At 72.7% G+C, this 26,959-nt stretch carries 18 protein-coding genes and 1 pseudogene; 9 read left to right on the top strand and 10 right to left on the bottom strand.

Translation table 11 applies throughout. The annotated features are described in order from the left end of the window. The first annotated feature begins 9 nt into the window (after positions 1-9). The 3 genes and pseudogenes from N8J89_RS19365 to N8J89_RS19355 all read left to right on the top strand — a co-directional run bounded on the left by N8J89_RS19365 (position 10) and on the right by N8J89_RS19355 (position 10,976). Positions 10-5,499, top strand: coding sequence for a type I polyketide synthase (locus N8J89_RS19365; RefSeq protein WP_283665777.1), 5,490 nt, complete (start codon positions 10-12; stop codon positions 5,497-5,499). 3 nt (positions 5,500-5,502) lie between these two features. Beyond that, the gene (locus N8J89_RS19360; RefSeq protein ID WP_283665776.1) at positions 5,503-9,510 is read left to right on the top strand and encodes a type I polyketide synthase; all 4,008 of its coding nucleotides are present in this window, start codon (positions 5,503-5,505) and stop codon (positions 9,508-9,510) included. A 473-nt stretch (positions 9,511-9,983) separates the two neighbouring features. Beyond that, positions 9,984-10,976, top strand: a pseudogene (locus N8J89_RS19355) (carboxylesterase family protein). Here N8J89_RS19355 and N8J89_RS19350 read toward each other — a convergent pair. The 6 genes from N8J89_RS19350 to N8J89_RS19325 all read right to left on the bottom strand — a co-directional run bounded on the left by N8J89_RS19350 (position 10,973) and on the right by N8J89_RS19325 (position 16,388). Then, on the bottom strand, positions 10,973-11,860 hold the full coding sequence (locus N8J89_RS19350) for an alpha/beta hydrolase (RefSeq protein WP_283665775.1): 888 nt from the start codon (positions 11,858-11,860) through the stop codon (positions 10,973-10,975). The pseudogene N8J89_RS19355 and the gene N8J89_RS19350 overlap by 4 nt on opposite strands. A gap of 22 nt (positions 11,861-11,882) precedes the next feature. Further along, positions 11,883-12,485, bottom strand: coding sequence for a vitamin K epoxide reductase family protein (locus N8J89_RS19345; protein ID WP_283665774.1), 603 nt, complete (start codon positions 12,483-12,485; stop codon positions 11,883-11,885). Beyond that, on the bottom strand, positions 12,482-13,159 hold the full coding sequence (locus N8J89_RS19340; protein ID WP_283665773.1) for a DsbA family protein: 678 nt from the start codon (positions 13,157-13,159) through the stop codon (positions 12,482-12,484). The genes N8J89_RS19345 and N8J89_RS19340 overlap by 4 nt, the downstream gene beginning before the upstream one ends. Positions 13,160-13,254: 95 nt before the next feature. Further along, positions 13,255-13,635 carry a hypothetical protein gene (locus N8J89_RS19335; protein WP_283665772.1) on the bottom strand — a complete coding sequence of 127 codons (381 nt, stop codon included), beginning with the start codon at positions 13,633-13,635 and terminating at the stop codon, positions 13,255-13,257. Positions 13,636-13,649: 14 nt separating this feature from the next. Further along, positions 13,650-15,116, bottom strand: a complete 1,467-nt coding sequence (locus N8J89_RS19330; RefSeq protein WP_283665771.1) for a hypothetical protein — start codon at positions 15,114-15,116, stop codon at positions 13,650-13,652. 87 nt (positions 15,117-15,203) lie between these two features. After that, positions 15,204-16,388 (bottom strand): MFS transporter, encoded by a 1,185-nt coding sequence (locus N8J89_RS19325; protein ID WP_283665770.1) that lies wholly within the window; start codon positions 16,386-16,388, stop codon positions 15,204-15,206. Between the two features lie 63 nt (positions 16,389-16,451). Between N8J89_RS19325 and N8J89_RS19320 the strand changes: the two genes are divergently transcribed. After that, positions 16,452-16,982 carry a CGNR zinc finger domain-containing protein gene (locus N8J89_RS19320; RefSeq protein WP_283665769.1) on the top strand — a complete coding sequence of 177 codons (531 nt, stop codon included), beginning with the start codon at positions 16,452-16,454 and terminating at the stop codon, positions 16,980-16,982. 8 nt (positions 16,983-16,990) lie between these two features. On the opposite strand, the gene N8J89_RS19315 is transcribed toward N8J89_RS19320, so the two are convergent. Then, positions 16,991-18,022: a helix-turn-helix transcriptional regulator gene (locus tag N8J89_RS19315; protein WP_283665768.1), complete on the bottom strand. Its 1,032-nt coding sequence runs from the start codon at positions 18,020-18,022 to the stop codon at positions 16,991-16,993. Positions 18,023-18,230: 208 nt separating this feature from the next. On the opposite strand from N8J89_RS19315, the gene N8J89_RS19310 reads away from it, so the two are divergent. Both N8J89_RS19310 and abc-f read left to right on the top strand, forming a co-directional pair. Next, the gene (locus tag N8J89_RS19310) at positions 18,231-18,791 is read left to right on the top strand and encodes a hypothetical protein (RefSeq protein ID WP_283665767.1); all 561 of its coding nucleotides are present in this window, start codon (positions 18,231-18,233) and stop codon (positions 18,789-18,791) included. A gap of 208 nt (positions 18,792-18,999) precedes the next feature. Next, positions 19,000-20,622 (top strand): ribosomal protection-like ABC-F family protein, encoded by a 1,623-nt coding sequence (gene abc-f, locus N8J89_RS19305; RefSeq protein WP_283665766.1) that lies wholly within the window; start codon positions 19,000-19,002, stop codon positions 20,620-20,622. A 1-nt stretch (position 20,623) separates the two neighbouring features. On the opposite strand, the gene N8J89_RS19300 is transcribed toward abc-f, so the two are convergent. Beyond that, positions 20,624-21,823 carry a cytochrome P450 gene (locus tag N8J89_RS19300; protein ID WP_283665765.1) on the bottom strand — a complete coding sequence of 400 codons (1,200 nt, stop codon included), beginning with the start codon at positions 21,821-21,823 and terminating at the stop codon, positions 20,624-20,626. Positions 21,824-22,095: 272 nt separating this feature from the next. Between N8J89_RS19300 and N8J89_RS19295 the strand changes: the two genes are divergently transcribed. Further along, positions 22,096-23,301: an epoxide hydrolase family protein gene (locus N8J89_RS19295; protein WP_283665764.1), complete on the top strand. Its 1,206-nt coding sequence runs from the start codon at positions 22,096-22,098 to the stop codon at positions 23,299-23,301. A gap of 69 nt (positions 23,302-23,370) precedes the next feature. Further along, positions 23,371-23,541, top strand: a complete 171-nt coding sequence (locus N8J89_RS19290; protein ID WP_283665763.1) for a hypothetical protein — start codon at positions 23,371-23,373, stop codon at positions 23,539-23,541. Between the two features lies 1 nt (position 23,542). On the opposite strand, the gene N8J89_RS19285 is transcribed toward N8J89_RS19290, so the two are convergent. Further along, on the bottom strand, positions 23,543-24,451 hold the full coding sequence (locus N8J89_RS19285) for a S1 family peptidase (protein WP_283665762.1): 909 nt from the start codon (positions 24,449-24,451) through the stop codon (positions 23,543-23,545). A 106-nt stretch (positions 24,452-24,557) separates the two neighbouring features. Between N8J89_RS19285 and N8J89_RS19280 the strand changes: the two genes are divergently transcribed. Further along, complete coding sequence (locus tag N8J89_RS19280) at positions 24,558-26,339, top strand: serine/threonine-protein kinase (RefSeq protein WP_283665761.1); 1,782 nt, start codon at positions 24,558-24,560, stop codon at positions 26,337-26,339. Here the strand turns inward: N8J89_RS19280 and N8J89_RS19275 are convergent, their stop codons facing one another. Next, on the bottom strand, positions 26,340-26,939 hold the full coding sequence (locus tag N8J89_RS19275; RefSeq protein WP_283665760.1) for a helix-turn-helix domain-containing protein: 600 nt from the start codon (positions 26,937-26,939) through the stop codon (positions 26,340-26,342). Positions 26,940-26,959: the final 20 nt, after the last annotated feature.

Here is a 26,959-nt window from a genome sequence, read left to right as displayed (position 1 = left end):
GGTGAACCAGTGTCCACAGTCGACGACGGCAAGATCCGCCAGTACCTGAAGAAGGTGACCGCGGACCTGCTCGCCACCAGGGAGCGTCTGCGCGCGGCCGAACAGCGCGATGACGAGCCGATCGCGGTGATCGGCATGTCCTGCCGCCTGCCCGGCGGCGTCGACTCCCCGGCCGCGCTGTGGGACCTGGTCGACGGCGGGGTGGACGCGATCTCGGAGTTCCCGCGTGACCGGCACTGGCCGATCGAGGAGCTCTACGACCCCGACCCGAACTCCCCGCAGGCCCGCCGGACCTACGTGCGCGAGGGCGGGTTCCTGGACGGGGCGGGGCAGTTCGACGCGGGCTTCTTCGGCATCTCGCCGAAGGAGGCGCTGGTGATGGACCCGCAGCAGCGGCTGATGCTGGAGCTCACCTGGGAGGCATTCGAGTCCGCCGGGATCCGGCCGGAATCCGTGGCAGGCAGCCGGACCGGGGTCTTCGCCGGGGCGTCGAGCAACGACTACCAGATGTTGTGGCAGGGCACCACGCAGTACTCCCAGTACGCGATCACCGGCAGCACGATGAGCGTGATCTCCGGGCGGGTGGCCTTCGCCTTCGACTTCAGCGGGCCCGCGGTCACCATCGACACCGCCTGCTCTTCCTCTTTGGTGGCAACGCACCTGGCCGCGCGGGCGCTGCGCGCGGGTGAGTGCGGGCTGGCGCTGGCCGGTGGGGTGACCGTGCTGTCCACCCCCGGCACCTTCGTCGAGTTCTGCGGCCAGGGCGTGACCTCCCGCGACGCGCGCAGCAAGGCATTCGCCGCCGCGGCCAACGGCGCGATCTGGGCCGAGGGGGCCGGACTGCTGCTGCTGGAACGCCTCAGCGACGCCCGGCGCAACGGCCACCAGGTGCTGGCGCTGCTGCGCGGTTCGGCGATCAACCAGGACGGCACCAGCAACGGCCTGTCCGCGCCGAACGGGACCGCGCAGCAGGAGGTGATCAGGGCCGCACTGGCCGATGCGAACCTCTCCCCCGCCGAGGTCGACGTGGTGGAGGCGCACGGCACCGGCACCCCGCTGGGCGACCCGATCGAGGGCACCGCGCTGGTGGCCACCTACGGCGAGCACCGGCCGACGGGCCGGCCGCTGTGGCTGGGTTCGCTGAAGTCCAACATCGGGCACACCCAGGCCGCGGCCGGGGTGGCCGGCGCGATCAAGATGATCATGGCGATGCGGCACGGGCGGGTGCCGAAGTCGCTGCACGTGGACGCGCCGACGCCCAAGGTGGACTGGGGCGTGGACGCGGTCAACGTGCTGGCCGAGGCGGTCGACTGGCCTGCCAACGGACGGCCGCGGCGGGCCGGGGTGTCCTCCTTCGGGATCAGCGGCACCAACGCGCACATCATCCTCGAGGAACCACCGGCCGAAGAGATGTCCACTGTGGACACTGAGTTGCCGCTGCTGCCGTGGACGGTCTCCGGCAAGACGCCCAGTGCGCTGCGCGCCCAGGCCGCCCGGCTGGCCGAGTTCGCCGAGCGGGACCAGGCCACCGCCGAGGGCATCGCGCACGCGCTGGCCACCGGGCGGACCCACTTCCGGCACCGCCTCACCGTCTTCGGCCGGGACAAGGCCGAGCTGGTCGCGGAGCTGCGCCGCCGCGCGGAGACCACGGACGGCGCGGTCGCCAGTGGCTCGCTCGGGGTGCTGTTCACCGGTCAGGGCGCGCAGCGGCTCGGCATGGGCCTGCGGATGGCCGAGGTCTTCCCTGCCTTCGCCGCCGCCTTCGAGGAGGTGTGCGGGCACCTGGACGAGCACCTGCCCCGCCCGCTGCGCGAGGTGCTGGCCGAGGACGAGGAGCTGCTGCACCGCACCGACTTCGCCCAGGCCGCACTGTTTGCGGTGGAGGTGGCGCTGTACCGGCTGGCCGAGTCCTGCGGCCTGCGGCCTGCCTACCTGCTCGGGCACTCCATCGGCGAGATCACCGCGGCGCACGTGGCCGGGGTCTGGCCGGTGGCCGACGCGGCCCGGCTGGTCGCCGCACGCGGCAGGCTGATGGCCGCGCTGCCCGCCGGTGGCGCGATGGTGGCCGTGCAGGGCACCGAGGCGGAGGTGGCCGCCGCGCTGGCCGGGCGCGAGCACCTGGTGTCCGTCGCGGCGGTGAACTCGGCCGACTCGGTGGTCATCTCCGGTGCCGCCGCCGAGGTCGAGGCGCTGGCGGCGCAGTGGGCCGCCGACGGTCGCAAGACCAAGCGGCTGCGGGTCAGCCACGCCTTCCACTCCCCGCTGATGGAACCCATGCTGGCCGAGTTCAAACAGGTGGTCACCGGTTTGACCAGTGCGGAACCGGTTATACCGGTGATCTCCAATCTGACCGGTGAAGTCGCCACCAACCAGCAGCTGCGCGACCCGGGCTACTGGGTCGAGCACGTGCGCCAGGCGGTCCGGTTCCACGACGGGCTGGTCACCGCGCGGGCCAACGGGGTCGGCACGCTGCTGGAGCTCGGCCCGGACGCGGTGCTCACCGCGCTGTCCCGGCAGGACGCGGGCCCGGCCGAAGCGGCGGTTCCGGCCCTGCGCAAGGACCACGACGAGGCGGAGAGCCTGCTGCGCGCTCTCGGCGAGCTGCACACCCGCGGCATCGACCTGGACTGGTCCGCGGTGCTGCCGCCCGCGCCCGCCCGGCTGGTCGACCTGCCCACCTACGCCTTCCAGCACGAGCACTACTGGCTGGTGCCCGACGGCGACTCGGTCAACCTGAGGTCCGCCGGCCTGGCCGCAGCCGGGCACCCGCTGCTGGGCGCGGTGCTGGCCACCGCCGAGGGCGACGGCGTGGTGCTCACCGGCCTCCTGTCCCTGCAGGACCAGCCGTGGCTGTCCGGGCACCAGGTGCGCGGCGTGCCGATCCTGGCCGGCACCGCGTTCCTGGAGTTCGCGCTGGCCGCGGGCGAGCAGGTCGGCTGCGACGCGGTGGAGGAGCTGACCGTGCAGGCGCCGCTGGCACTGCCGGAGACCGGCGGGGTGCAGATCCAGGTGGTGCTCGGCGGCGAGGAGGACTCCGGCCGCCGCTCCGTGCGGGTCTTCTCCCGGCCGGACAACGACTCCGGTCGCTGGCGCGGGCACGCCACCGGTTTCATCGGCGTGCGCACCGCGGTGCCCGAGGCCGCGCTGGTGCAGTGGCCGCCGGCCGAGGTCACCGAGATCGACGTCTCCGAGGTCTACGACGAGGTGGTGGCCGGCCGCCACTTCTCCTACCAGGGCGCCTTCCGCAGCCTGCGCACGCTGTGGCGGCGGGACACCCCGGCCGGTCCGGAGATGTTCGCCGAGGTCGCACTGCCGGTGGAGGCCGCGGGCGACGCGTCCCGGTACAACCTGCACCCGGCGCTGCTGGACGCGGTGCTGCACGCGGTCGGCCTCGGCCCGCAGCTGGACACCGTCGACGAGGGCCACGGCTCGATGCCGTTCTCCTGGTCCGGGCTGTCACTGTTCGCCTCCGGCGCCTCGATGCTGCGGGTGCGCATCACCGGCGACGACGGCGATGTGGCGATCACCCTGGCCGACGGCTCCGGCGCCACGGTGGCCACCGTCGACTCGCTGCTGTTCCGGCCGCTGCCCGCCGACGCGGCCCACCTGCACGCCGCCGAGGAGGACGACTCGGCGCTGTTCGCGCAGGACTGGGTCCAGTTGCCGCTGACCTTCGGCTCAGAATCGGCGGTGGAGAACTGGGTCGCGCTCGACGGGCAGGCGCCGGACCGGGTGCCCGACCTGCCCGCCCTCGGTGCGCTGGTCGACGCCGGAAATCCCGTGCCGGAAGCCGTGTTCGCCCGGATCGACCACCCCGCGGGCGAGCTCACCTCGGCCGTGCGCACCGCCGTCGGCGACCTCGCCGCGCTGCTGCGGGACTGGCTGACCGACCCGCGTTTCGCCGACTCCGCGCTGGTGCTCTGCTCCCAGCAGGCCCTCGCGGTCACCCCCGGCGAGCGGCCCGACCCGGTCACCGCCGCCGCCTGGGGCCTCGCCCGCTCGGCGCAGATGGAGCACCCCGGCCGGATCCTGTTGGTCGACACCGACGACCTGCGCTCCTGGCCCCGGCTCGCCGTGTCCACCGCGCAGGCCGCCCGCGAACCGCAGGTGGCCCTGCGCGACGGCGCGGTCTACGCGCCCCGCCTGCACCGCGCCACCCCAGGCGACGGCCAGCGGCCGCTCGATCCCGAGGGCACCGTGCTGATCACCGGTGGTGGCGGGCAGCTGGGCGCGGTGTTCGCCCGGCACCTGGCGGCCCAGGGCGCGCGGCGGATCGTGCTGCTGTCCCGGCGCGGTGCCGCTCCGCCCGAGCTGGTCGACGCACTGACCGAGCTGGGCGCGGAAACCGTGCTGGCGCAAGGCGATGTGGCGGTGCGCGCGGATGTCGAGCGGGTGCTGTCCGACATTCCGGCCGACCGGCCGCTGACCGCGGTGATCCACGCCGCGGGGGTGCTCGACGACAGCACGGTGGAGACGCTGACGCCGGAGCAGCTGGAGAACGTGTTGCGGCCCAAGGTCGACGGCGGCTGGCACCTGCACGAGCTGACCAAGGACCTCGACCTGCCGCTGTTCGCCTGCTTCTCCTCCGCCGCCGGGGTGTTCGGCACCGCGGGGCAGGGCGCGTACGCGGCGGCCAACAGCTTCCTGGACGCACTGGTCAGCGGCCGGCCCGGCGGTGTCTCGCTGGCCTGGGGCCTGTGGGCCGCGGCCGAGCAGGACGGCATGGCCGCCACCATCACCGCGGCCAACCAGGCCCGGCTGGACCGCACCGGCGTCCGCGGCCTGACCGAGGCCCAGGGCATCGCGCTGTGGGAAGCCGCGCTGGCCTCCGGCCGGGACCACCTGGTCCCGTTCCGGGTCGACCTCGGCGTGATCGCCAAGCTGGGCGCGGACCAGATCCCGCCGCTGCTGCGCGATGTGGTGCGGCGCTCGGCCCGGCGCACCGCCGCCGGCCAGCGCGGCGGCGCACCCGCGGAGACCCCGCAGGCGCTGGCGCGACGGCTGGCCGGGCTGAGCCCCGAGGAACGCGACCGGCAGCTGACCAACCTGGTGCGCGGGCACGTCGCCGCCGTGCTCGGCTACACCTCCGCCGACGACGTGCCGGCCGAGGGCGCCTTCGGTGACCTCGGCTTCGACTCGCTCAGCTCGGTGGAGCTGCGCAACCGGATCAACAGCGCCACCGGGCTGCGGCTGCCCGCGACGCTGGTGTTCGACCACCCCACCCCGGCCGCGCTGGCCGGGCACCTCGGCCAGGAGATCGCCCCCGACGCCCAGGACACCGGAGCCGAGGTCGCCGAGCTGACCGCGCTAGAAGACGCGGTGCGGCAACGGGTGCTGAGCGAGGAACAGCGCGGCGCGCTGCGCCAGCGCCTGCGGGGACTGCTCGCCGCCCTCGGCGAGGAGCAGGGCCAGGACGTCGCGGCGGAGCTGACCGCCGCCTCGGTCGAGGAGTTGTACGCCTTCGTGGACCGCGAACTGGGTCCGGGAAAGGAAAACTGAGCCATGTCCGATGACCCCAAACTCCTCGACTACTTCAAGCGGGTGACCGCGGAGCTGCACCGCACCAGGGAACGCCTGCGGGAGCTGGAGAACCCCGCGGAGGACCCGATCGCGGTGGTGGGCATGGGCTGCCGGTTCGGCGGCGGCGTCAGCTCCGCCGACGAGCTGTGGGAGGTGCTCGCCGACGGCCGCGATGTGATCACCGAGTTCCCGGCGGACCGGGGCTGGACGCCGGAGGCGGTGTACCACCCGGAGCCGGGCACCCCTGGCAAGTCCTACGTGCGCGCGGGCGGGTTCCTGACCGGGGCGGCCGAGTTCGACCCCGGCTTCTTCGGCATCTCCCCGCGCGAGGCACTGGGCATGGACCCGCAGCAGCGGATCGTCATGGAGGTCGCCTGGCAGGCCCTGGCCGACGCCGGGATCGACCCGGTGAGCCTGCGCGGCAGTCGCACCGGTGTCTACATCGGACTGTCCAATGCGGACTACCTGGCGGCGGTGACCGAGGTGCCGCAAGAGCTGGTCGGCCAGTTCTCCATCGGCAACGCGCCCAGCGTGACCTCCGGGCGGCTGTCCTACTTCTTCGGATTTGAAGGCCCGTCCGTCACCGTGGACACCGCCTGCTCCTCCTCGCTGGTCAGCCTGCACCTGGCCGCGCAGGCCCTGCGCAACGGCGAGTGCTCGCTGGCGCTGGCCGGTGGCGTCACCGTGCTGTCCAGCCCGGTGCTGTTCGTGGAGTTCAGCCAGCAGCGCGCGCTGGCCCCGGACGGCCGCTGCAAACCCTTCGCCGCCAACGCCGACGGCACCGCCTGGGGCGAGGGCGCTGGAATCCTGGTGCTGGAACGACTTTCCGAGGCCCGCCGCAACGGCCACCAGGTGCTCGCGCTGCTGCGCGGCTCCGCGGTCAACTCCGACGGCACCTCCAGCGGCCTGACCGCGCCGAACGGACCCTCCCAGCAACGCGTGATCACCGCTGCGCTGACCTCGGCCGGGCTCGCCGCCGCCGACGTCGACGTGGTGGAGGCGCACGGCACCGGCACCCCGCTCGGCGACCCGATCGAGGCCGAGGCCCTGCTGGCCACCTACGGCCGCGCCCGCGCCGCGGACCGGCCGCTGCTGGTCGGCGCGGTGAAGTCCAACCTCGGGCACACCCAGGCCGCGGCCGGCGTGGCCGGGGTGCTGAAGGTGTTGCTGGCCATGCGGCACGGCGTGCTGCCCGGCACGGTCGGTGTCGACGAGCCGAACCCGAGGGTGGACTGGGACAGCGGCGCGCTGGCGCTGGCCAACAAGTCCGTGCCGTGGCCGGAGACCGGCCGCCCGCGCCGGGCCGGGGTGTCCGCCTTCGGCGTCAGCGGCACCAACGCCCACGTCATCCTGGAACAGGCCGACACCGTCCCCGAGCCTGCCCCGGCCGCCACCAGGAGCCTCCCGCTGCTGCCCTGGCTGCTCTCGGCGAAAACCCCGGAAGCCCTGCCCGCACAAGCCAATGCGCTGCTGGAGCACGTGCGCCGGACCGCGCCGGACCCACTGGACCTGGCCTGCTCGCTGGCCACCCAGCGCGGTCACCTGCCCTGCCGCGCGGTCGTCTTCGGCCGCACCCTGGACGACCTCACCGAGGCGCTGGCCGCACTGGCCACCCACCGAGGTTCGCACGCGGTGATCGCGGGCAACGCGGTCGGCGACGGCGGCACCGCCTTCCTGTTCCCCGGCCACGGCATGCAGTGGGCGGGCATGGCCACCGCGCTCAGCGCCGAGTCGGAGGTCTTCCGCACCCAGCTGGCCGAGTGCGAGAAGGCGGTCACCCCGTTCGTCTCCTGGTCCCTCGGCGAGGTGCTGCGCGGCGAACCGGGCGCGCCGCCGGTGCACCGCCCGGATGTGGTGCAGGTGGCCAACGTGGCGGTGATGATCGCGCTGACCGCGCTGTGGCGCTCGGTCGGCGTGCACCCCGGCGCGGTGGCCGGGCACTCCCTCGGCGAGATCGCCGCGGCCTGGGCCGCCGGCGCGCTGTCCCTGCCGGACGCGATGCGGGTCGCGGCCACCCGAGGCCGCCTGATGGCCGCCCTGGACGACGGCCCCGCCGGGATGCTGGCCTTGCCGCTGCCGGAGTCCGATGCCCGCGCGCTGTTCGCGGACCGGACCGACCGGCTCTGGATCGCCGCGGTGAACAGCCCCTTCGCGGTCACCGTCGCCGGTGACGTGGAGGCGATCGAGGAGCTGCTGGAACGCTGTGGCAGCAGGGGAATCCGGGCCCGCCGGGTGCAGATCGAGGTCGCCTCGCACACCCCCCGGATGGAACCGCTGCACGCGGACCTGGTCGCCGCGCTGGCCCCGCTGCTGCCCGCGAAACCCACGGTTCCGCTGGTGTCCGGCCACAGTGGACAGTGGATCGACACCGAGCCGCTGGACGGCGAGTACTGGTACCGCACCGTTCGCGAACCGGTCCGCTTCGACCGCGCGGCGCAAGCCATGCTGACCGACGGGCACCGGGTGTTCATCGAGGTCAGCGCGCACCCGCTGTTGGTGCACCCGGTGAGTGAGTCCATTGGCGCGGCAGGGGTTTCCGCGCTCGCGGTGCAGACCCTGCACCGCGAGGACGCCGGTCTGTCCCGGTTCGTGCGCGCGCTCGGTGAGGCCTACATCGCCGGGGTGGCCATCGACTGGCAGGCGGTGTTCGCGGGCACCGGCGCACAGCGGGTCTCGCTGCCCGGCTACGCCTTCCAGCGGGACCGCTACTGGCTGCACCGGGAATGGCAGAACCCCCGCCTCACCTCAGACGGCCAGGCCCTGCCCACCGGCGGCCCGGTCTCGCCGGCGGCCCGGCTGTGGGTGCTGCCGGAGGAGGACCGCGAGGCCGAGCTGGTCGACGTGATCCGCAGTCACGTCGCCGTGGTGCTGGACCACCCGACCTCGGCGGACGTGCCGCTGGAGACGACGTTCCGGGACCAGGGCCTGGAGTCGTTGAGCGCCATGCAGTTGCGCGGCCGGGTCAGCACCGCCACCGGCATCGAGTTCAGCCTCGGCGACATCCTCAACTACCCCACCGTCACCGACCTGGCCGAACTCGCGGCCGAGAAACTGGCCGAGATGGCCGAACAGGACACCCTGTCCACCCCGGTCCCCGAGCCGGTGCCAACCAAGGAGTCACCAGAGACCTCGGACAGCCTCGCGTCGGTCTACATCGGCGCGATCGAGAGCGGAAAGCTCAACGCCGCCCTGCGATTGGCCCGCGCGGTCTCCGAAACCAGGGAAACCTTCGACCGCGAGGACCCCAGGGACCTGGCCCGCCTGATCAAGGTCGGCGACGGCGGCGACGGCCCACTGCTCATCGGCCTCACCCCGCCGATCTTCCCCAACCTGGACCTGCCCTACACCTACCTGCACTCGGCCCTGCGCCCCGCCGCCGAGGTCTGGTCCCTGTGGGCCCCCGGCTTCGACGGCGACATCCCCCTCCCCGCCGACCGCCCGGCCCTGTTCCGCATGCTGGCCAGGGCGGTGCTGTCCCGCTTCGCCGACACGCCCTACGTCCTGGTCGGCTACTCCTCCGGCGGCTACCTGGCCCACGGCCTGGTCGAACAACTGGAAGCCGATGGCGTTGAGGTGCCCGCCCTGGTGCTCATCGACACCTACCTGCCGGAGGCCGAGGCGGCCCAAACCGAGGTGCAGAGCGAGTTCATGCAGGAGCAGATCCGCCGCCGCGACCTCATGAGCGCCTCGGTGGCCCAGCCCGGCCGCACCGCCACCACCACCGGCCAGATCGGCGCGATGGGCGGCTACAACCGCATGTTCGGCGACTGGACCCCGCAACCGGTCCGCGCGCCGATCCTGCACCTGACCGCCCGCGACGGCGTCGGCGGCATCGCGGTCAACCCCACCGACCGCCGCTTCCCGCGGTCCCTGGTGCACCGCCAGGAGTCCGTCCCCGGGGACCACTTCACCATGCTGTCCCGGCACGCCGAGGAGGTCGCGTCCCGCCTGCACGCCTGGCTGCCGGAGGTGCTGCCGACCGGTCGGTAGGAGCGCTCGGCGAGCCGGGGGCCACGATGATCACAAGACTGCTGCTCACGATCACCACCGCGCCGGCCGGTGGCACCGTGAGCCCTCCGCACGACCCGGAGTCGGCGCCGCACCGACTCCGGGGTCGTGTGCAGCGCGGTCAACGCGGATCACTGCGGTTTCCAACAAATCCCGTTCGCCGCGCCACCGACCGGACGACTGGGCTGGCAACCCCTGTGGCCGGGAGTCAGGGCGGCTATCGCGCCGGGCTCGATCTGCGCCCAGGGCGTTCTCGGCAGAAACCGTTGAGCGTCAACGAGGACTGCTTGTACCGCAACGTCACCACCCCGTGACGAGGGATCCGCACCCGGTGTTGGTGTGGCTGCACCAATGGTGGCCAGCGGCCGGGTCGTGTGGTCACCGTCAACTACCGGCTGGGCGTCTTCGGCTAATCCGGACACCCGGGCCTCGGCCGGGACTCCGGTTCCTACGGCGTGCTCGACCAGCTCGCCGCGCTGCACTGGTTACGGCGCAACGCTTCCGCCTTCGGTGGCGATCCCAGCGCGGTCACCGTGGCGCGGGCGAGCCCGCTGGTGGGCTGAGCGCCGGCCGCAGCGCGCCTGTTCCAGCGGGCGATCATCCAGAGCGGGTCCTGCGCGATGGACTGGCCGGCCAACGGCACCGCGCCCGGGGTCCGGCCGGGATCACCGTTCCTGAGCACCGAACGGGTGCAGGCCCAGGGCGCGGCACTGGCCGCGGCGCGCCACTGCCCGACGGTGGACTGCCTGCGCGAGCCCAGCGCGGCGGAACTGCTCGCCGAGCCGCTCGCCGCCGGTTTCACGCACCTGGCCTACGGCGGTCCGGTGCTGCCCGAACGGCCGCTCGAGGCGTTGCGCAAGGGACACGTGCTGCCGGTGCCGGTGCTGATCGGCCACACCCGGGACGAGGGCAGGCTCTTCGGCTCCTTCTTCGCCAGGCCGGGCGCCGAGCAGACGATCACCGAGGCCCACTACCGCGAACTGGCCGCCACCGCCTTCGGCGCCAAGGCCGGGCAGGTGCTGGCGCGCTACCCGGTCGCCGCGCACGGTTCGCCGATCGCCGCGTGGAGCGACGCGATGACCGACCGGGTCTGGGCCTGCCCGACCCTGGAGACGGCGCGGCTGCTCCGCGCGGTGACGCCCACCCACTCCTTCGAGTTCGCCGACCGCACCGCGCCGTCGTTGCTGCCACCGCCCAAGGACCTGCCGCTCGGCGCGTACCACGGGGCCGAACTGGCGTACCTGTTCGACTCCCCCGGGGTGCTGCCCGAGCTGACCACTCCGGCGCAGCACGCGCTGTCGGCGGAGGTGCTGCGGCACTGGACCGCTTTCGCCCGCGGCGAGCGGTTGTCCTGGCCGCAGTCGCCGGCCGTGCGACAGCTGGGCAGGGCTGCGACCAATCCCGCCGTGGAACACCAGTGCGGGTTCTGGGCGGGGATCGCGGGCTAGCCGCCGCTGCCGAGCTGGGCGTCGAGCCAGGCGCACAGCGTGTCGCTGTACTGCTCGCTGATGTCGGCGATGCTGTTGCCTTCGTCGTGGGTGGGCAGGTGATCGCAGCCCTCGAGGCGGTGGATGGTCAGCGGGGCGGTGGCGGCGCGGTGCCAGGCGGCGACGCTGGCCTCGACCGGCACCCAGGCGTCGGTTTCGCCGTAGTAGAGCAAGGTCGGGCAGGTGAGCTGGGCGAACACCGGGGTGGGGTCGAAGTCCAGGTCGGCCCAACCGCCTGGCCGGTCGGGTAGCCGGCGATTCACGCAGGCCAACGGGAACCACGGTTGTCCGGCGGCTGCGTCAACGGCTCGCTGGGCGGTGGCGCGGTCGGTGACGCCACGCTGGTAGTTCTCCACGGTGACGCGCAGGCGGTGCAGCTCGGCGCGGGCGGCGGCGGAGAAACCGTTGCGGCGCAACTGTTCGGCGGTGCCGTAGCGCATCTGCTCCGCGGGGCTGACCCCGCTGCACGAGAGCAGGACCAGGAAGTCGACCTGGCCGGGGTGGCGGACGGCGGTCAGCGGTGCGGCCCAGGCGCCCTGGCTCCATCCCCACACGCCGATCGGAACCTCGCCGGTGTGCCCACGCAGGAGTGCGATGGCGGCGGCCGCGTCGTCGGCCTGCTGGGTCAGCGGCACATCGTGGCCGCCGGAACCTGGTCTGCGCTCGTGGCGCAGCACCGCGATGCCGATGCTGGGCAGCAGGCGGGCCAGGTGGGCGTAGCAGAAGTACGACCGCTGACCGGCCCCCGCGCCGTGCAGGACCACGACCGCGCCCCGGACCGGCCCCGCCGGAAGGTCCAGCGTGGCCGGTAGCCGGGCGTCGTCGGCCTGGACGGTCAGTTCCATGCCTGGCAGTCAAGCACGGCGGTCACAACAGCGTGGTCCAGTAGGTCCAGAAGGCTTCCAGCACCGCGATCGCGATCGCCAGGAACCAGCCGGTGAGCACCACCGTGTGGAAGGTGAGCAGCGGTCGCCAGCCGCGCGGCGCCGGGAGGTGGCCGTGGTGCAGGTTGTGCAGCGTGACGTAGTAGAAGATCGGGATGGTCACCGCCCACACCACCATGCAGTACGGGCACAGCGCGCCGATCCGGTACAGGCTCTGGAAGATCAGCCAGTGCACGAAGATCACGCCGAGGGTGGTGCCCGCTTGCAGGCCGAGCCAGAACCAGCGGTGGAACCGGGCTCCGGTCAGCAGGGCGAGGCCGATGGTGGTGACCACGGCGAACCCGGCGATGCCCAGCAGTGGGTTGGGGAAACCGAAGACCGAGGCCTGCTCGGTCTTCATCACCGAGCCGCAGCTGAGCACCGGGTTCAGGCTGCAACTGGGGATATAACTCGGATTTCGCAGCAGCGCGATCTTCTCGACGGTGAGCACGACGGCCGCGGTGAGGCCGATCGCGCCGCCGATGGTGAGCAGCCAGGGCAGCAGGCGGAGCGGGAACGGGGCCCGCTCCGCCGGGGTGGCCGTCACTTCGCCAGTGCCGCGTCGATGGCGGCCTTGAGGGTCTCGTAGCTGGCGCGGCCGGTGACCTTGGCGCCGTTGACGAAGAAGGTCGGGGTGCCCTGGACGCCGATGCTCGCGCCGTCCTTGCGGTCGGCCAGCACGCGGGCCTGGGTGGCCGGGTCGTCCAGGTCGCGTTCGAAGGCGGGCAGGTCGAGGCCGAGGCGGCGGGCGAAGCCGAGGAAGGTGGCGCGGTGGTCGGTCTGCTGGTCGCCCCACTCCCGCTGGGTCTCGAACATCAGCTGGTACATCGCCTCCAGCTTGCCCTGCCTGCCCGCCGCCTCCACCACGCGCGCGGCCAGTTCGGCATTGCGGTGGCTGGGAATCGGGAAGTAGCGCAGCACGAAGGTGACCTTGCCCGCGTACTCCGCGCGCAGCCGCTCCACCCCGGGGTACACCGCGCCGCACACCTCGCACTCCAGGTCGGCGAACTCGACCACGGTGACCTTGCCGTCGGGTGCGGTGGAGAGCTTGTGGCTGTCCGGGCGGACCAGCACCTCGGCGGGCACAGTGGGCGGCGCGCCCTGCGGACCGGGCTGGGCGGCGGGGGCCGGGGTGTTGGGGCGGGCGAAGACGAACAGGCCGGTGAGCACCGCGGCGACCACGGCGAGCACGGTGAGGGTGATCTTGGTGTTGGCAGTCATGGGTATCCCCTGGGTTCTGGGTGGATGCGGGCAGGCGCGAACGCACGCGGGCACACGAGGTCGCCGGGACCTCGTGGCGGAGCGAACGGTTCGGCCTACGTGCGCAGCACGCAGAGCAGGGCGAGACTGGGCACCGGGCGGTGTCGCCGGGTGGGCGGCCGGGGCGCCCTGAGCTGGGCGAGCAGCGTGGTCAGCGGTCGTGGACCGGCCAGTGCGACCAGCGTGAGCAGCACCGCGACCAGCAGTGCGAGGCAGGCGCCGAGCAGGTCGGCCGGGTCCTGCGGGCCGTGTGCGGGCTGGGCGGGGACGCAGTCGTCGGCGACCAGCATCGCCACCGAGTACAGCGAGTGGCAGCCGGGCGAGTGCGGATCTTCGACGTGCGCGGACTCCTGCATCAGGACCAGGCCCACCAGGATCCCGAGGACGGCACAGGCCCGCGCGAGACCCGCTCGCGTGAACACCCCACCCCGTCGCACGAACCCCAGGGTAGCTACTCCGCCCGCAGCCCGCGCACCGCGCCCACGCCACCCACCAGGACCAGCAGCGCCAGGCAGCCCGCGGCGATCCGGCAGGTCAGGTCACCGGAGGCGAACAGGTAGCCGGCGGTGGCCAGTACGACGCCGAGCAGGGCCAGGCGCAGGTGCAGCCAACCCGGCGGCCGGGCCGGCAGACGGGCACTGGACGGGAACATGATCGCCATCAGCCCGAAGGCGACCAGGTAGCCCATGACCGCCGGGACGGTGCCGCTCTGGGCCGCGCAGGTGGCTAGAAACCCGGCCAGGACCAGGCCCGCGGACTCGCCGAGGTGCAGGGCGGCGTGCGCGTGGCGGGGCTGGCGGCAGGCGAAGCCGAGGTTGTTCGCCAGGCGGTAGGTCGCGGCGATGAGCAGGACCACGGTGAGCAGGGCGCTCCAGGTGAGTGGCCGGGCGGGGACGGTGAGGGCGGTGGCGGCGAGGAAGGTCAGGGCGGTGGCGGTGGCCCAGCGCGGGAGGGTCCAGCGGGTCGGGGGGCGGGACTGGGCGCGGAGGGCGAGCAGGGTGAGGGAGAGGACGGCGAGGGCGGGGTGGGTCCAGTCGCCGAGGGGGCGGAAGGGGAGGACGGTTGCGGAGAGGACGAGGGTGAGGAGTCCGGCGAGGCCGAGGACGGCGGCGGTGCGCTGGGTGGCGGTTTGCCAGGGCGGGGCGGGGGTGGGGCGGAGGAGGGCTCGGCGATCGGGCCAGAGGTCGCTGGTGGGGTCGAGGAAGTCCTGCTCGGGCAACGGTTCTGGGGCGGCGGGGGCAGACGCTGTGGGGGCTGGGGCGACGCTGGAGACGGAGTGTGGTGTGGTGGCGGCCGGGTTCGGTTGTGCCGGAGTCGTTGGCGCGCCCCGTCCGGCCACCCGCCGCCGCACCGCCTCGCGCACCTTCACCGCGAAGATCTCCTCGTGCCGCGCGTACACCACGATCGCGCCCCCGCCCACCGCGAGCAACGCGGTCAGCACCGGGGCCGTGGTCAGCCCGGGAATGCCGAACACCGCGTACCCCGCCAGTCCCGCCCGCAGGGTCAGCACCAGCACCGCCACCGCGACTGCCAGCAGCGGTCCGGTCGCTCGCAGCAGCACCATCGGCACCGCCTCGCGCGGGGAACACCTGTTGCGCCGCACCGCTAGTGAGGCCCCGAAGAGCAGCGCCAGCCCGCCAAGACCACCGACGATCACACTGGCCCGCAACGCCCGGCCGGGAGCCGCGGCGCGCTGGGCGTCCAGCAGCTCCTGGTAGCCCACCGCGGGGCCTTCCCTGGTGAGGCTGAAGCAGACGCTGCCTGGCCGCAGTGGTTTGTCGCCGCACATCGGCACGTCCACGGTGGCGAACTGCGCCTGGTAGCACGTCCACAGGGCCACCAGCAGCAGGATGACGCCGAGGCCCTCCAGCAGACCGTTGGCGGCGTTGAACCTTCTGGGCGGGGTTTGCGCGCTCATCGTCACCCAGGTTAGGGCGAAACTGCCTCGTACCAGGATGTTCCGGCAAGTCAGGACATTTGTACCGTCCACTGCGGACTGTGGTCGTCACCGGCCAGCCCTGGTACGCCGGTAGGCCGATCGACCCAACTGGGCGAGCGCGGCGAGTGCGGCCAGCAGCGCGATCAGCGCCAGCGCCAGTCGCAGGTCGAACTGGCCCGCGATGAACCCGATGGTGGGCGGTGCGAGCAGGATGCCCGCGTAGCCCATCAGCGCGGCCAGTGCCACGCCGCCGGGTCCGCCGAGCGCGCCCGCGCCCGCGATGGCCAGCGGGAAGATGTTCGCCAGCCCCACGCCGGTCAGCACCAGACCGGCGAAGGCCAGCCACAGACTGGAGGACAGCGCGACTCCCAGCGTGCCAGCGCAGGCGAGCAGCCCGCCGACGACCACGACCTTGGTCTGCCCGAACCGTTCCACCAGCGCGGTGCCGGCCAGCCTGCCGACGGCCATGGTGCCCTGGACGATCGCGTAGCCGATCGCGGCCAGACCGGCGCTCGCGCCCAGGTTCTCGGTGAGGTGCAACGGAATCCAGTTGTCCAGCCCGCCCTGGCTGTAGGCGGCGCACAGCCCGATCACGCCGAAGACCACCACACCGGGGGTGGGCCTGCGGGCTCGCCCGTGCGCCGCGACCGCCTCCGGACGCGGGATCGGGTTCGCCAGCAGCATCCGGCCCGCGATCACGGTGGCCAGCAAGCCGAGCGGCAGCACCAGCAGGAAGTGTCCGGCGGGCGAGAGGTGGGCGGCGAGCAGGCCGCCGAGTGCGGCTCCGGCCAGGCTGCCGATGCTGTTCGCGGCGTGCAGGCTGGGCATGATCGGCCTGCGCAGCGCCTCCGCCAGCTCCACCGCGACGCTGTTGACCGCCACGTCGATACCGCCGTAGGCGATCCCGAACACGAGCAGCGCGGCGGCCAGCGCGAGCGCGGAGTGGGTGAACGCGGGCAGCACCACCGTCAGCGACAGCAGCCCCGCGGTCGCGACCGTGACCTGGCGGCTGCCGAACCGGCGGCACACCGCCCCGCTGACCGACATGGTCGCCACCGCGGCCGCCGACAGCGCCAGCAGGGCCAGTCCCAGCGCCGCCGGTGACGCGCCCACCTGCTCCTTCACCGCGGGGATGCGCACCGCCCAGCTGGCGAAGACGAACCCGGCCAGCGCGAAGAACAACGTGGTCGCCGCCCTCGCCGGGGCCAGCGTCGCGTCCGGCAGCGTGATCTCGGCCTGTTTACCAGTCATACGAATAGACGGTAAGACGGGACGCGCTACCGGTCAACCGGTATGGTGGTAAACATGGTGTCGATGAGTGTCGCTCCGGGCGGACTCGAACAGGTGCGGGCCTTCCTCAACACCTGGCGACTGCCGCACGAGACCAGGACCCCGGCGGACGACCTGCCCGAGCTGGCCGCGGACAAGCGGGCCTGGCGGGCAAGGTTCCCCGAGGTGCCGCCGCCCGCGCCCGGCGAGGTGGCGGAGCTGACCGAGCTGCGCACGGCGCTGCGGGAGTCGCTGGGCCAGTCCGCGCCGGCCGGGCTGAACACGTGGTTCGAACGCCGTCCGATCCGGGTCACCGTGGGCGCGGAGTCACCGGTCCACTACGTCGCCGAGAACGGTGGCGCGGTGTCCGCGCTGCTGGTCCTGGTGACCGGGGCGCTGGCGCACGACCTGTGGGCGCGGCTGAAGTCCTGTCCGGACTGCCGCAACGTCTTCTACGACCACAGCCGCAACCGCAGCCGGACCTGGTGCGCGATGTACGCCGAGACGCCCGACGGCCGCGCCTGCGGCAGCATCGCCAAGGTCCGCGCCTACCGCAGCCGGAAACGCGAGAGCTGAGGGCCAGCTCACCCGGCCAGCGCGGAGATCAGCTCGCCCCGGCCGCTGACGCCGGTCTTGCGGTACAGCGACTGGAGGTGCTCGCTGACGGTGTGGGCGGACAGCCCGAGGTGCCGGGCGATCAGCTTGGTCGGCGAACCGTCCAGGGTGTGCTGGAGCACCAGCCGCTCCCTGGCGGTGATGTCGTACCACTGGCAGAACGAGGGCAGCACCAGCTCGCTGCCCGCCGACTCGATGACCACCGCGATCTGCCCGTCTTCGTCGCCGTCGAGGAACTGGCCGCGCGCCGCGGTCCACCGGCCGAAGGTCGCGGCCGGACCGACGAACGGCGCGGTCTGCGGTCGATTCCCGCGCAGCTGCAAGGAGATCAGCGCGGGCAGCCCGCCGCACCAGTCGCCATCCGGGGCGTGTTCGCTCATCCGGGCCAGCCACTGGCGCGCCTGCGGTGTCATCGACCGGACCTGGTGGTCGGGGCCGACGATCACCACCCCGGCCGAGACGGGCGGCGCGGTGGCCGCCAGCGGGGCGGCGGTGACGTGCCGACGGAGGATCTCGATCAGCACCGGGGTGAGCCCGGCGACCAGGCGCACCTCGCCGGGATCGAAGGCCCTGCTGCCCTTGCCGCGCAACAGGCTGATCGCACCCCACACTCCCCTGTTGTCCCGCAACAACATCCGCAGTTCGCACCCGACCCCGTGCCCGGCCAGCAGCCGCCGGATCTCCTTGTCTCCCTTGGTGTCCGCGCCGACCACCGCCGCGGGCAGCGGCAGCGACTCCAGCACCTCGCGCGGGTACGGGTCCACACCGGAGAGGATCGCGGTGCCGAGCGCACGGGCGAAGTCCCTTTCGTACCCGTGGATGAAGCCGAAGGACGCCACCCGCGTGGTCAGCGCCGGACTCGAGCCGAACAGCTGGATTCCCTCGTGCGGCACCAGCGGCGCGATGACCGCGGAGACCAGCTGACCCAGTTCGCCCGGACCGGCTCCCGAGTCCGGAATCGTCGACAGCTGGCGGATGACGGCGGTCAGGGAGCGGATCACGCGGCGAGGATGGCCGGTGCGGGCAGCGCGGGCAACACCTTCGCCCGAAAGCCGGAACCACTGCCCCGAAGTCCGCCCTCGTGATCATCGGCGCATCCCGCGCGGCCGGTCAACCCCAAGAATTCGGGGTGGTTGCCCCGCAGAGCGCGTTCCTACCGTTGCCGGGTCACAGCAACCGCCCCGGCGGCGAGAGAATGGTTTGCTACCCATGGGCATCAACCGGTTCTTCCGGAAGTTCGCCACGGTGTTCTTCGGAGCACTGCTCGGCCTCACCCTGCTCGGCGCGTCCCCGGCCAGTGCCGCGCGTCCGGCCAACGACGTGGAGTTCAAGGCGTTCAGCCTGTGGTTCTCCATCGGCAACCTGTCCAACTCGGGCTCCTGCATCCCGGCCTGGGCCACCATCCGCTACCGGGACCCGCTCACCGGCAGCGACACCTGGACCCGTCTGGTCCGCACCAACAGCAACGGCTGCTCGAACAACGTGGAGCACCTGAACAACTGGGGCGACTTCCAGAACACCGGCAGCCACGTGCAGCTGGTCGGCGGCCCCGCACCCACCCGGCGCCTGTACTGGAAGGACATCACCAGCATCACGGCCACGATCACCACGCCGAACACCCCGCCGGGGCGGAACAAGAACATCAGGGTGACCAAGTTCCACTTCGACGCCCTGGACACCAACAACCAGTGGCGCAACCTGTACAGCGAGGACACCGACTTCGTCTTCGCGGACGGTCGCAACGACCGGGAGATGTTCATCAAGCACTGAGCACGGCTGACCGCGGCGGCTCCCCGCCCCCTTTCGGGGAGCCGCCGCGAAAGTGCTTGCCGAGGTCCGCGGCGGGGCTGCTATGCTGCCGGGGAAGATCGACATGAGGGAGTTCTGCCGTGCTGGGAGACGACGACATCTCCGGGTGAGACCCGAGAGCGCTGTTGTCCATGCCCCACGTCCGCACGTCTTCTCCTGAGGTCTCGCCATGTCCGACGCCTTTGTCGTCTGTTCGAACCTGTCCTTCTCCTGGCCGGATGACACCCCGGTCTTCCAGGAGCTCTCCGTCAGCCTGCCCGGCGGTCGCACCGGCCTGGTCGCACCCAACGGCGCGGGCAAGAGCACGCTGCTCAAGCTCATCGCGGGCGAGCTGCGGCCCACCGGCGGCAGCGTGTCCGTCGACGGCGTGCTCGGCTACCTGCCGCAGAACCTGCCGCTGACCGGCGAGCTGACCGTGGCCGAGGTGCTGGGCATCGCCCCGGTGCTGGCCGCGATCAGCGCGGTGGAGTCCGGCGACGCCGCCGAGGAGCACTTCACCACCATCGGCTCCGACTGGGACGTCGAGGAACGCACCCGCGCACAGCTGGACCGGCTCGGACTGGGCGCGCTGGAGCTCCACCGGCGGCTGCACACGCTCAGCGGCGGGCAGATCGTCTCCCTCGGCCTGGCCGCGCAGCTGCTGAAGCGGCCGGACGTGCTGCTGCTGGACGAGCCGACCAACAACCTGGACCTGGCCGCGCGGCAGGCCCTCTACCAGGTGCTCGCCGACTGGCCGGGCTGCCTGCTGCTGGTCAGCCACGACCGGGCGCTGCTGGACCGGATGGACCGGATCGCCGAGCTGGACCGCGGCGAGATCCGCTTCCACGGCGGCAACTTCACCGACTACGAGGAAGCCGTGCGGGCCGAGCGCGAGGTGGCGGAGAAGAACATCCGCAACGCCGAGCAGGAGGTCAAGCGGGAGAAGCGGGAAATGCAGCAGGCCCGCGAGCGGGCGCAGAAGCGGGCCAGCAACGCCGCCCGCAACCTGAGCAACGCGGGCCTGCCGCGGATCTTCGCCGGGAACATGAAGCGCGGCGCCGAGGTGGCGGCGGGCAAGCAGAACGAGACGCACTCGGCCAGGGTCGGCGCGGCCAAGGCCAAGCTGGACGAGGCCGAGCGCGCGCTGCGCGAGGACCAGGCGATCACGTTGGAACTGCCGGAGACCACGGTGCCCGCCGGTCGCACCGTCTTCCTCGGCGAGGGCCTGCGGCTGCGGCTCGGCGAGCAGGACCTGTACGCGGGCGAGGGCATCGACCTGGCCATCCGCGGACCGGAGCGGATCGCGCTGACCGGCGGCAACGGGGCAGGCAAGTCCACCCTGCTGCGCCTGGTCATCGGCGACCTGGAGCCGGACGCGGGCCGGATCACCCGGCACCAGGGCCGGATCGCCTACCTCTCCCAGCGGCTGGACCTGCTCGACCCGGAGCTGGGCGTGGCGGACAACCTGGCCAACTTCGCCCCGGCGATGCCGCCCGCGCAGCGGATGAACCTGTTGGCCCGCTTCCTGTTCCGGGGTTCCCGGGTGCAGCTGCCGGTCGGCGCGCTCTCCGGCGGCGAACGGCTCCGGGCCACCCTGGCCTGCGTGCTCTACGCCGAGCCCGCGCCGCAGCTGCTGCTGCTGGACGAGCCGACCAACAACCTCGACCTGGTCAGCGTGAGCCAGCTGGAAAGCGCGCTCAACGCCTACCGGGGCGCGTTCGTGGTGGTCAGCCACGACGAACGGTTCCTAGCCGCGATCGGCGTTGAGCGCAGGCTCCAGCTGGGTGACGGGCGGCTGGTGCAGACCAGCTGAGTCACCAGGTGACCGGCAGCCGGTGCACGCCGTAGATGTCCAGGCCGGTGCGCAGCGGGACCTCCTCGGCGGGCACGGCCAGGCGCAGCGTGGGGAAGCGGGTGACCAGGGCCGGGATGGCCACCCGCAGCTCCACCCTGGCCAGCTGCTGGCCGAGGCACTGGTGGATGCCGTGCCCGAGGGCCAGGTGCGCGCCGGCGGAGCGGCTCAGGTCGAGCCGGTCGGGGTCGGGGTAGACCTGCGGGTCGCGGTTGGCGGCGTCCATGGCCAGCGCCACCGACTCCCCCGCCTCGACCAGCTGGCCGTCCAGCTCGATGTCTTCGAGTGCGGTGCGCACGTTGGTGGAGACGATGGTGAGGTAGCGCAGCAGCTCCTCCACTGACCGGTCGGCCGAGGCGGGGTCGGCACGCAGCGCGGCGAGCTGCTCCGGGTGCCGCAACAACGCGAAGACGCCGAGGCCGATCATGTTGGCGGTGGTGTCCAGGCCCGCGCCCAGCAGCAGCCCGCCGATCCGGGTGAGCTCCTCGTCGGTGAGGTCGGTGCTGGTCAGGTCGCTGAGCAGGTCGTCGGTGGGGTTGGCGCGCTTGGCCAGCACCAGGCCGTGCAGGATGGCGCCCAGCTCGCCCATGGCGGTGGCCTGTTCGGCCTCGGTGGCCGCGGGGTTGTTCAGGGTCTCGCTGTGCTGCCGGAACACGTGCCTGCCCTCGGCAGGCACGCCGAGCAGCTCGCAGATCATCAGCGCCGGGATGGGCTGGGCGTAGGCGGCCACCAGGTCCAGCGGGCCACCGGCCAGCTCCATCGCGTCCAGGTGCTCGGCGGCCAGCTGCTCCACCCGCTGGGTCAGCAGGTGCATCCGGCGGACGGTGAACTTGCCGGTGAGCAGCCTGCGGTAGCGGGTGTGCTCGGGGGCGTCCATGCCGATGAAGTCGCCGGGCGGGGCAGGCGGGAACGCGCCGGAGCCGGCCACGCGGGCGATCGGCGCGTGCATGATCTCGTAGCGCGAGCTGAACCGGGAGTCGGCGAGCACCGCGCGGACGAGGCGGTGGCTGGTGGCCAGCCAGCCGAGGTGCCCGTCCCCGAAGACCAGCCGGGTCAGCGGTTGCCGCTCGCGCAGGCGGCCGAGCTCGGCAGGCGGGTCGAACGGGCAGCCGGCCGGCCGCTCGGTCGGCAGGGCGGGGACTGGGGTGGCGACCTCGGTCATGACAGCTCCTGGTGGGTGATCTTCAGTTCGGCCCGAAAGTTAGGTCGCGACCTAGGAGCGGTCAATCAGCAATCTCTGAAATTTCGCGTATTCGCAGTTCCATGCGCTCAACTCTTGCAATGGGCTTGCCGCTTAATGCAACGGGCGCGGGACCCTGTTTGCAATGGCCTGAAGCTGAATGCGGAGGCGTCTCAGCGTCTACCGCAATTCCTGACCGCCGCACCGCAATCGCGCGCATGGGGCCGCGGCCGGATCTCTCCTAGCTTGTCGACATGAACCAGTTCTCGGACGGAGGCCCCTTGCCCAAGCCTGCCCCGTTCCCCGTGCACGTGCCGGAGGCCGACTTGGCCGACCTGCGCGAGCGCCTGGACCGGATGCGGCTGCCCGAGGCCGAGACGGTGCCCGATGACAGCCAGGGCATCAGGCTGTGGCGGCTGGCCACGCTGCTGGAGTCCTGGCGGGAACACGACTGGCGCGCAACGGAATCCCGGATCAACGCGATCCCGCACTACCGGATCTTCCTGGACGGGCTGGGCATCGCGTTCTGGCACGTGCGCTCGCCGGAGCCGGATGCCCGGCCGCTGCTGCTGACCCACGGCTGGCCGGGTTCGGTGCTGGAGTTCGAGAGCGTGCTCGGCCCGCTCAGCGATCCGGTGGCGCACGGCGGTTCCGCACAGGACGCCTTCCACCTCGTCGTGCCCGCGCTGCCCGGTTTCGGCTTCAGCGAACGGCCCAGCGAACCGGGCTGGCATCCCGGCCGCACCGCGCGGGCCTGGGCGGAGCTGATGACCGTGCTGGGCTACCACCACTTCGGCGCGCACGGCGGGGACTGGGGCGCCTGCGTGAGCACCGAGCTGGCCCGCATCGCCCCCGACCGGGTGACCGGCCTGCACCTGACCATGCCGCTGGCCTCTCCCCTGCCGCAGGACCGGATCACCCCTGGCCCGGCCGAGCTGGACGCGCTGAACAAGCGGGACCACCACCTGGCCGAGGGCTACGGCTTCGCGCAGGCGATGGGCACCCGGCCGCAGACCATCGGCTACTCGCTGCTGGACTCACCTGCCGGGCTGGCCGCCTGGCTGGGCGAGAAGTTCGAGGCCTACGCCGACACCAGGCCGGCGGTCGGCGGCGGGGTGAGCCTGGCCCAGCAGGTCGACCACCTCGCGCTGTACTGGTTCACCCGCACCGGCGCCTCCTCGGCCCGCTGGTACTGGGAGGCGATGCGCTGGGTGCCGCGCAGCGCGGAGCAGGAGAACGACCAGCCGGTGCTCGCCCCCACCGCCTGCTCGATGTTCCCGGCCGACCCGTGGCCGACCGCGCGGCGCTGGGCGGAGCGGCGCTACCTGGACCTGCGCCGCTGGCGGGAGCTGGACCGGGGCGGTCACTTCCCGGGGCTGGAGCAGCCGCGGACGCTGGTCTCGGAGATCAGGGCCGCCTTCCGCGTGCTGCGTGACGAACCGGCCGCCGCGCCGGCCTGAACAACACGTCAACAGTTCATCCGCAACGCGCGGGCAGAGTGGCCGGTGTCCGTCGACCAAGGAGGTCCGATGCCACGCCGTCGCCCGTTCCTGCGCACCGCCGCGCTCGCTCTCGCCGTCGGCCTGGCCACCGCGTGCACGGTGGCCACGGTCACGGCGGGGCGGGCCGCCATCAGCCCCTCCACCAGCGCACCCGGCGGTCAGGTGCCCGTCCCGCCGGATGCGCTGGTGGGCTACTGACTCACCCGCCGATCCGGGCGCCGACCGCGGTCAGCGCGGTGGTCACCGGCTGGAAGAACGTGGTCCCGCCGGTCTGGCAGTTGCCGCTGCCGCCGGAGGTCAGGCCGATCGCGCTGCCGTCCTGGGTGAACAGCGAGCCGCCGCTGTCACCCGGTTCGGCGCACACGGTGGTCTGGATCAGGCCGGTGACCGTGCCCTCCGGGTAGTTCACCGTGGCGCGCAGGCCGGTGACCCGGCCGTTGCGCAGGCCGGTGGTGCTGCCCATCCGGAACACCTGCTGGTTCACCCTGGCCTCGGCGGCGCGGCGGATCTGCACCAGCCTGCCGCCGCCCACGTCCACCGCGCTCGGTGCCCTGGTGGCCGCGTTGTCGTAGGTGAGCAGGGCGAAGTCGCCGTTGCCGGGGAAGGTGGACTGGCGGGCGGTGGCCACCGGCGCGCCGCCCTGGGTCACCGCCCAGCGCCGGGCTCCGGTCACGCAGTGGCCCGCGGTGAGGATGGCCGGCGCGCCGTTGTTGGTGGTCACGTTGAAGCCCAGCGAGCAGCGGGAGCTGCCGCCGAAGATGGCGTCGCCGCCCTCGGCGAACAGGCGGAACGCGCCGGTGGAGCGCTGCACCCTGATCTTGTCGCCGCCGATGGACCGGACCGCGGACATCAGCGTGTCCCACTTGCCGCCGTTGACCGTGCTGTCCGCGGTGACCAGCACCTGGCCGGTGTCCGGGTCGGTGGCCCACGCGGTGCCGGGGATGGCCGCCTTGGCGCGCAGGGTCTCGGTGGGGTTGACCTCGGGAACCGGGGCGGTGTCGGTCGCGTAGGCCTGGGGCAGGGCCACCGCCGCCGCGCCCGCGAGGACCACCGCGGCCGAGATGGCCACGATCTTCGTCCGGGGGATCTTCCTGTGCCGTGGACGCATTGCCTTGACCTCCGCGCCTGTCGAGTCGCTGTTGCGGAGGAGTACGGACCGACCCGGTCGGTCAGTTCAGACCAATCGATGTACCGGCGGTTTGTACGATCCGCTGGTGAGTGATCGGGTGATCGCCGGCCGTTACCGGCTGGACCGGCGGATCGGCGCGGGCGGCATGGGCGTGGTGTGGCAGGCCACCGACCTGGAACTGGGCCGCGTGGTCGCGCTCAAGCACTCGCAACTGGGCGACAACGGCCAGATCCGGCGGGAGGCGCGGATCGTGGCCGGGTTGCAGCACCCGCACGTGATCGCCGTGCACGACGTGGTGCTCGACGGCGAGGACCGCTGGCTGGTGATGGAGTACCTGCCCTCACGCACGCTCTCGGCGATCCTGGCCGAGGACGGGCCGCTGCCGCCGAAGCGGGCGGCGCGGATCGGCGCGCAGGTGGCCGACGCGCTGGCCGCCATGCACCAGCGCGGCATCGTGCACCGGGACATCAAGCCGTCCAACGTGCTGGTCACCGCGGAGGACGAGGCCAAGCTCACCGACTTCGGCATCGCCCGCTGGGCCGAGGTCACCCAGACCAGCAGCGGCCTGATCGGCGGCACCCCCGGCTACCTGGCCCCCGAGGTGGCCAACGGCGAGCAGGCCGGGGCCGCCGCGGACGTGTTCTCCTTGGGCGCCAGCCTGTTCACCGCGGTCGAGGGCCGTTCTCCTTGGGGTAGCGAGGAACAGGGCCCGTTCGGTCAGCTGCGCCGGGCTGCCAGCGGTGACCTGGAACCGGGCACGCGGGCCGGTCCGCTCGCGCCGGTGCTGAGCCAGTTGCTGGCGCGGGCACCCGCGGACCGGCCCACCGCGCTGGCGGCCAAGGGGTTGCTGGAGGAGCTCACCGGCGACCACACGCCGACCACGCCGCTGCGGGTGCGCAACCCCAAGACCCGCAAGCGGGTGCTGCTGGGCGCGGCGGTGGTGGCCGCGGCGGCGCTGGTGGCCGGGCTGACGGTGTGGCTGACCGGTTCGGCGGACCAGGGCGCCATGGGTGATCCGCGCACCGCGGACCCGTGCGGACTGGTCGACCCGCAGTCCTTCACCCAGTACGGCACCGCGAGAGTGAACGCCGAGTACGGCGACTTCCACGCGTGCAGCACGCTGATCAAGATGCCGCACGACGACCACGACGTCGTGGACGTCACCGTGGCGCTCAAAGGCCCGCCGAAAGACCCGGTCAAGCCGCACACCCCCGGCCAGCTCGGCCAGCCCGACCGGCCCCCGCTGAAGGGCGACACCTGCCAGCGGTTCGTGCGCACCGCCGACGGCAACGAGATCGAGATCAACGCCCGGCACTGGGAGGGCAAGCGCACCGACATCATGTGCGCCATCGCCGAGACCATGCTCAACAGCGTGCTCACCCAGCTCTTCCGCGGCCCGGTGCCGCGCCGCGCGCCCTTCGCCGCCAACTCCATCGGCACCCTGAAGGCCTGCGACCTGCTGACGGATGCCGAGGTGCGCAAGGCGGTCGGCGAGCCCGGCAGCGAACCGGAGACCGACTTCGGCGACTGGATCTGCTATTGGCAGGACCGCAAGCCGCTGGAGGCCGACATCAGGCTCATCCGGACCGAGGAGCAGGAGGACGGCGAGGACGGCCGGAAGGTCAAGATCGGTGGCCGGGACGCCTTCGTGGAGGAGGAAGACGCGGACGAGAAGCGGGCCAGGAACTGCGAGGTCGACCTCGTGCACCGGCGCTACACCAAGGAGTCCGCGCCCGACGAGCAGTGGCTGGAGATCGCCCTGGTGAGCGTGGCGGACACCACGGCAGGCGGGCTGCCGATGCCGGAGCTGTGCGCGCGGGCCACCGCGCTGGCCGAGGCCGTGGTGAAGCGGCTGCCCAACCCCTGATCACCCTGATCCGGGTTCCTTGCGGCCTCGGTAAGCGCGCTGGCGGCAGGCGGGCGAGCAGTACCGCCGGGGCCGTCCCCTGGACCCGTCCGGCAGCGGTCCCGCGCAGCTCGGGCACCGCGTTTCGTCACTCTCGACCGGCTTTTCATCACGCCGGGCAGCCAGCGCGGCCGAGACCAGGTCGGCCTGCGGCAGCCTGCCCCTCGGCGTGTGCGCAGTGAGCTCGCGGTCCAGGTACGGGCACTCGGTCACGTCGTCGTCGGTGCAGGTGAGCAGGTGGCTCAGGTACTCGCGGGCGGCGGCGAGCTGGTCCATCCGATTGCCCAGCTCCTCGATCTGGGTGGTCACCGTGCGCCGCCAGTCCTCGTTGCGCGCCTTGCCAGAAGTCACCACGGCGGCCTGGGCCAGCGGCATCATCCCGGTCACGCAGCACAGGTAGGCCACGCCGATCCGGCGCAGGTCGGGCTCGCGGTAGCGGCGCTGGGCGCCGTCGCGTTCCGGCGGGCCGAGCAGGCCGCGTTCCTCCCACCAGCGCAGGGTCGAGGGGGCCAGGTCGTACAGCGCGGCGGCGGCGCCGATGGGCACGGCGGGATCGGTCACCCCTCCAGTTGACATCAAGT

The organism is Crossiella sp. CA-258035 (assembly GCF_030064675.1).
Classification (GTDB): domain Bacteria; phylum Actinomycetota; class Actinomycetes; order Mycobacteriales; family Pseudonocardiaceae; genus Crossiella.
This window is presented reverse-complemented; position numbering and strand designations above follow the sequence as displayed.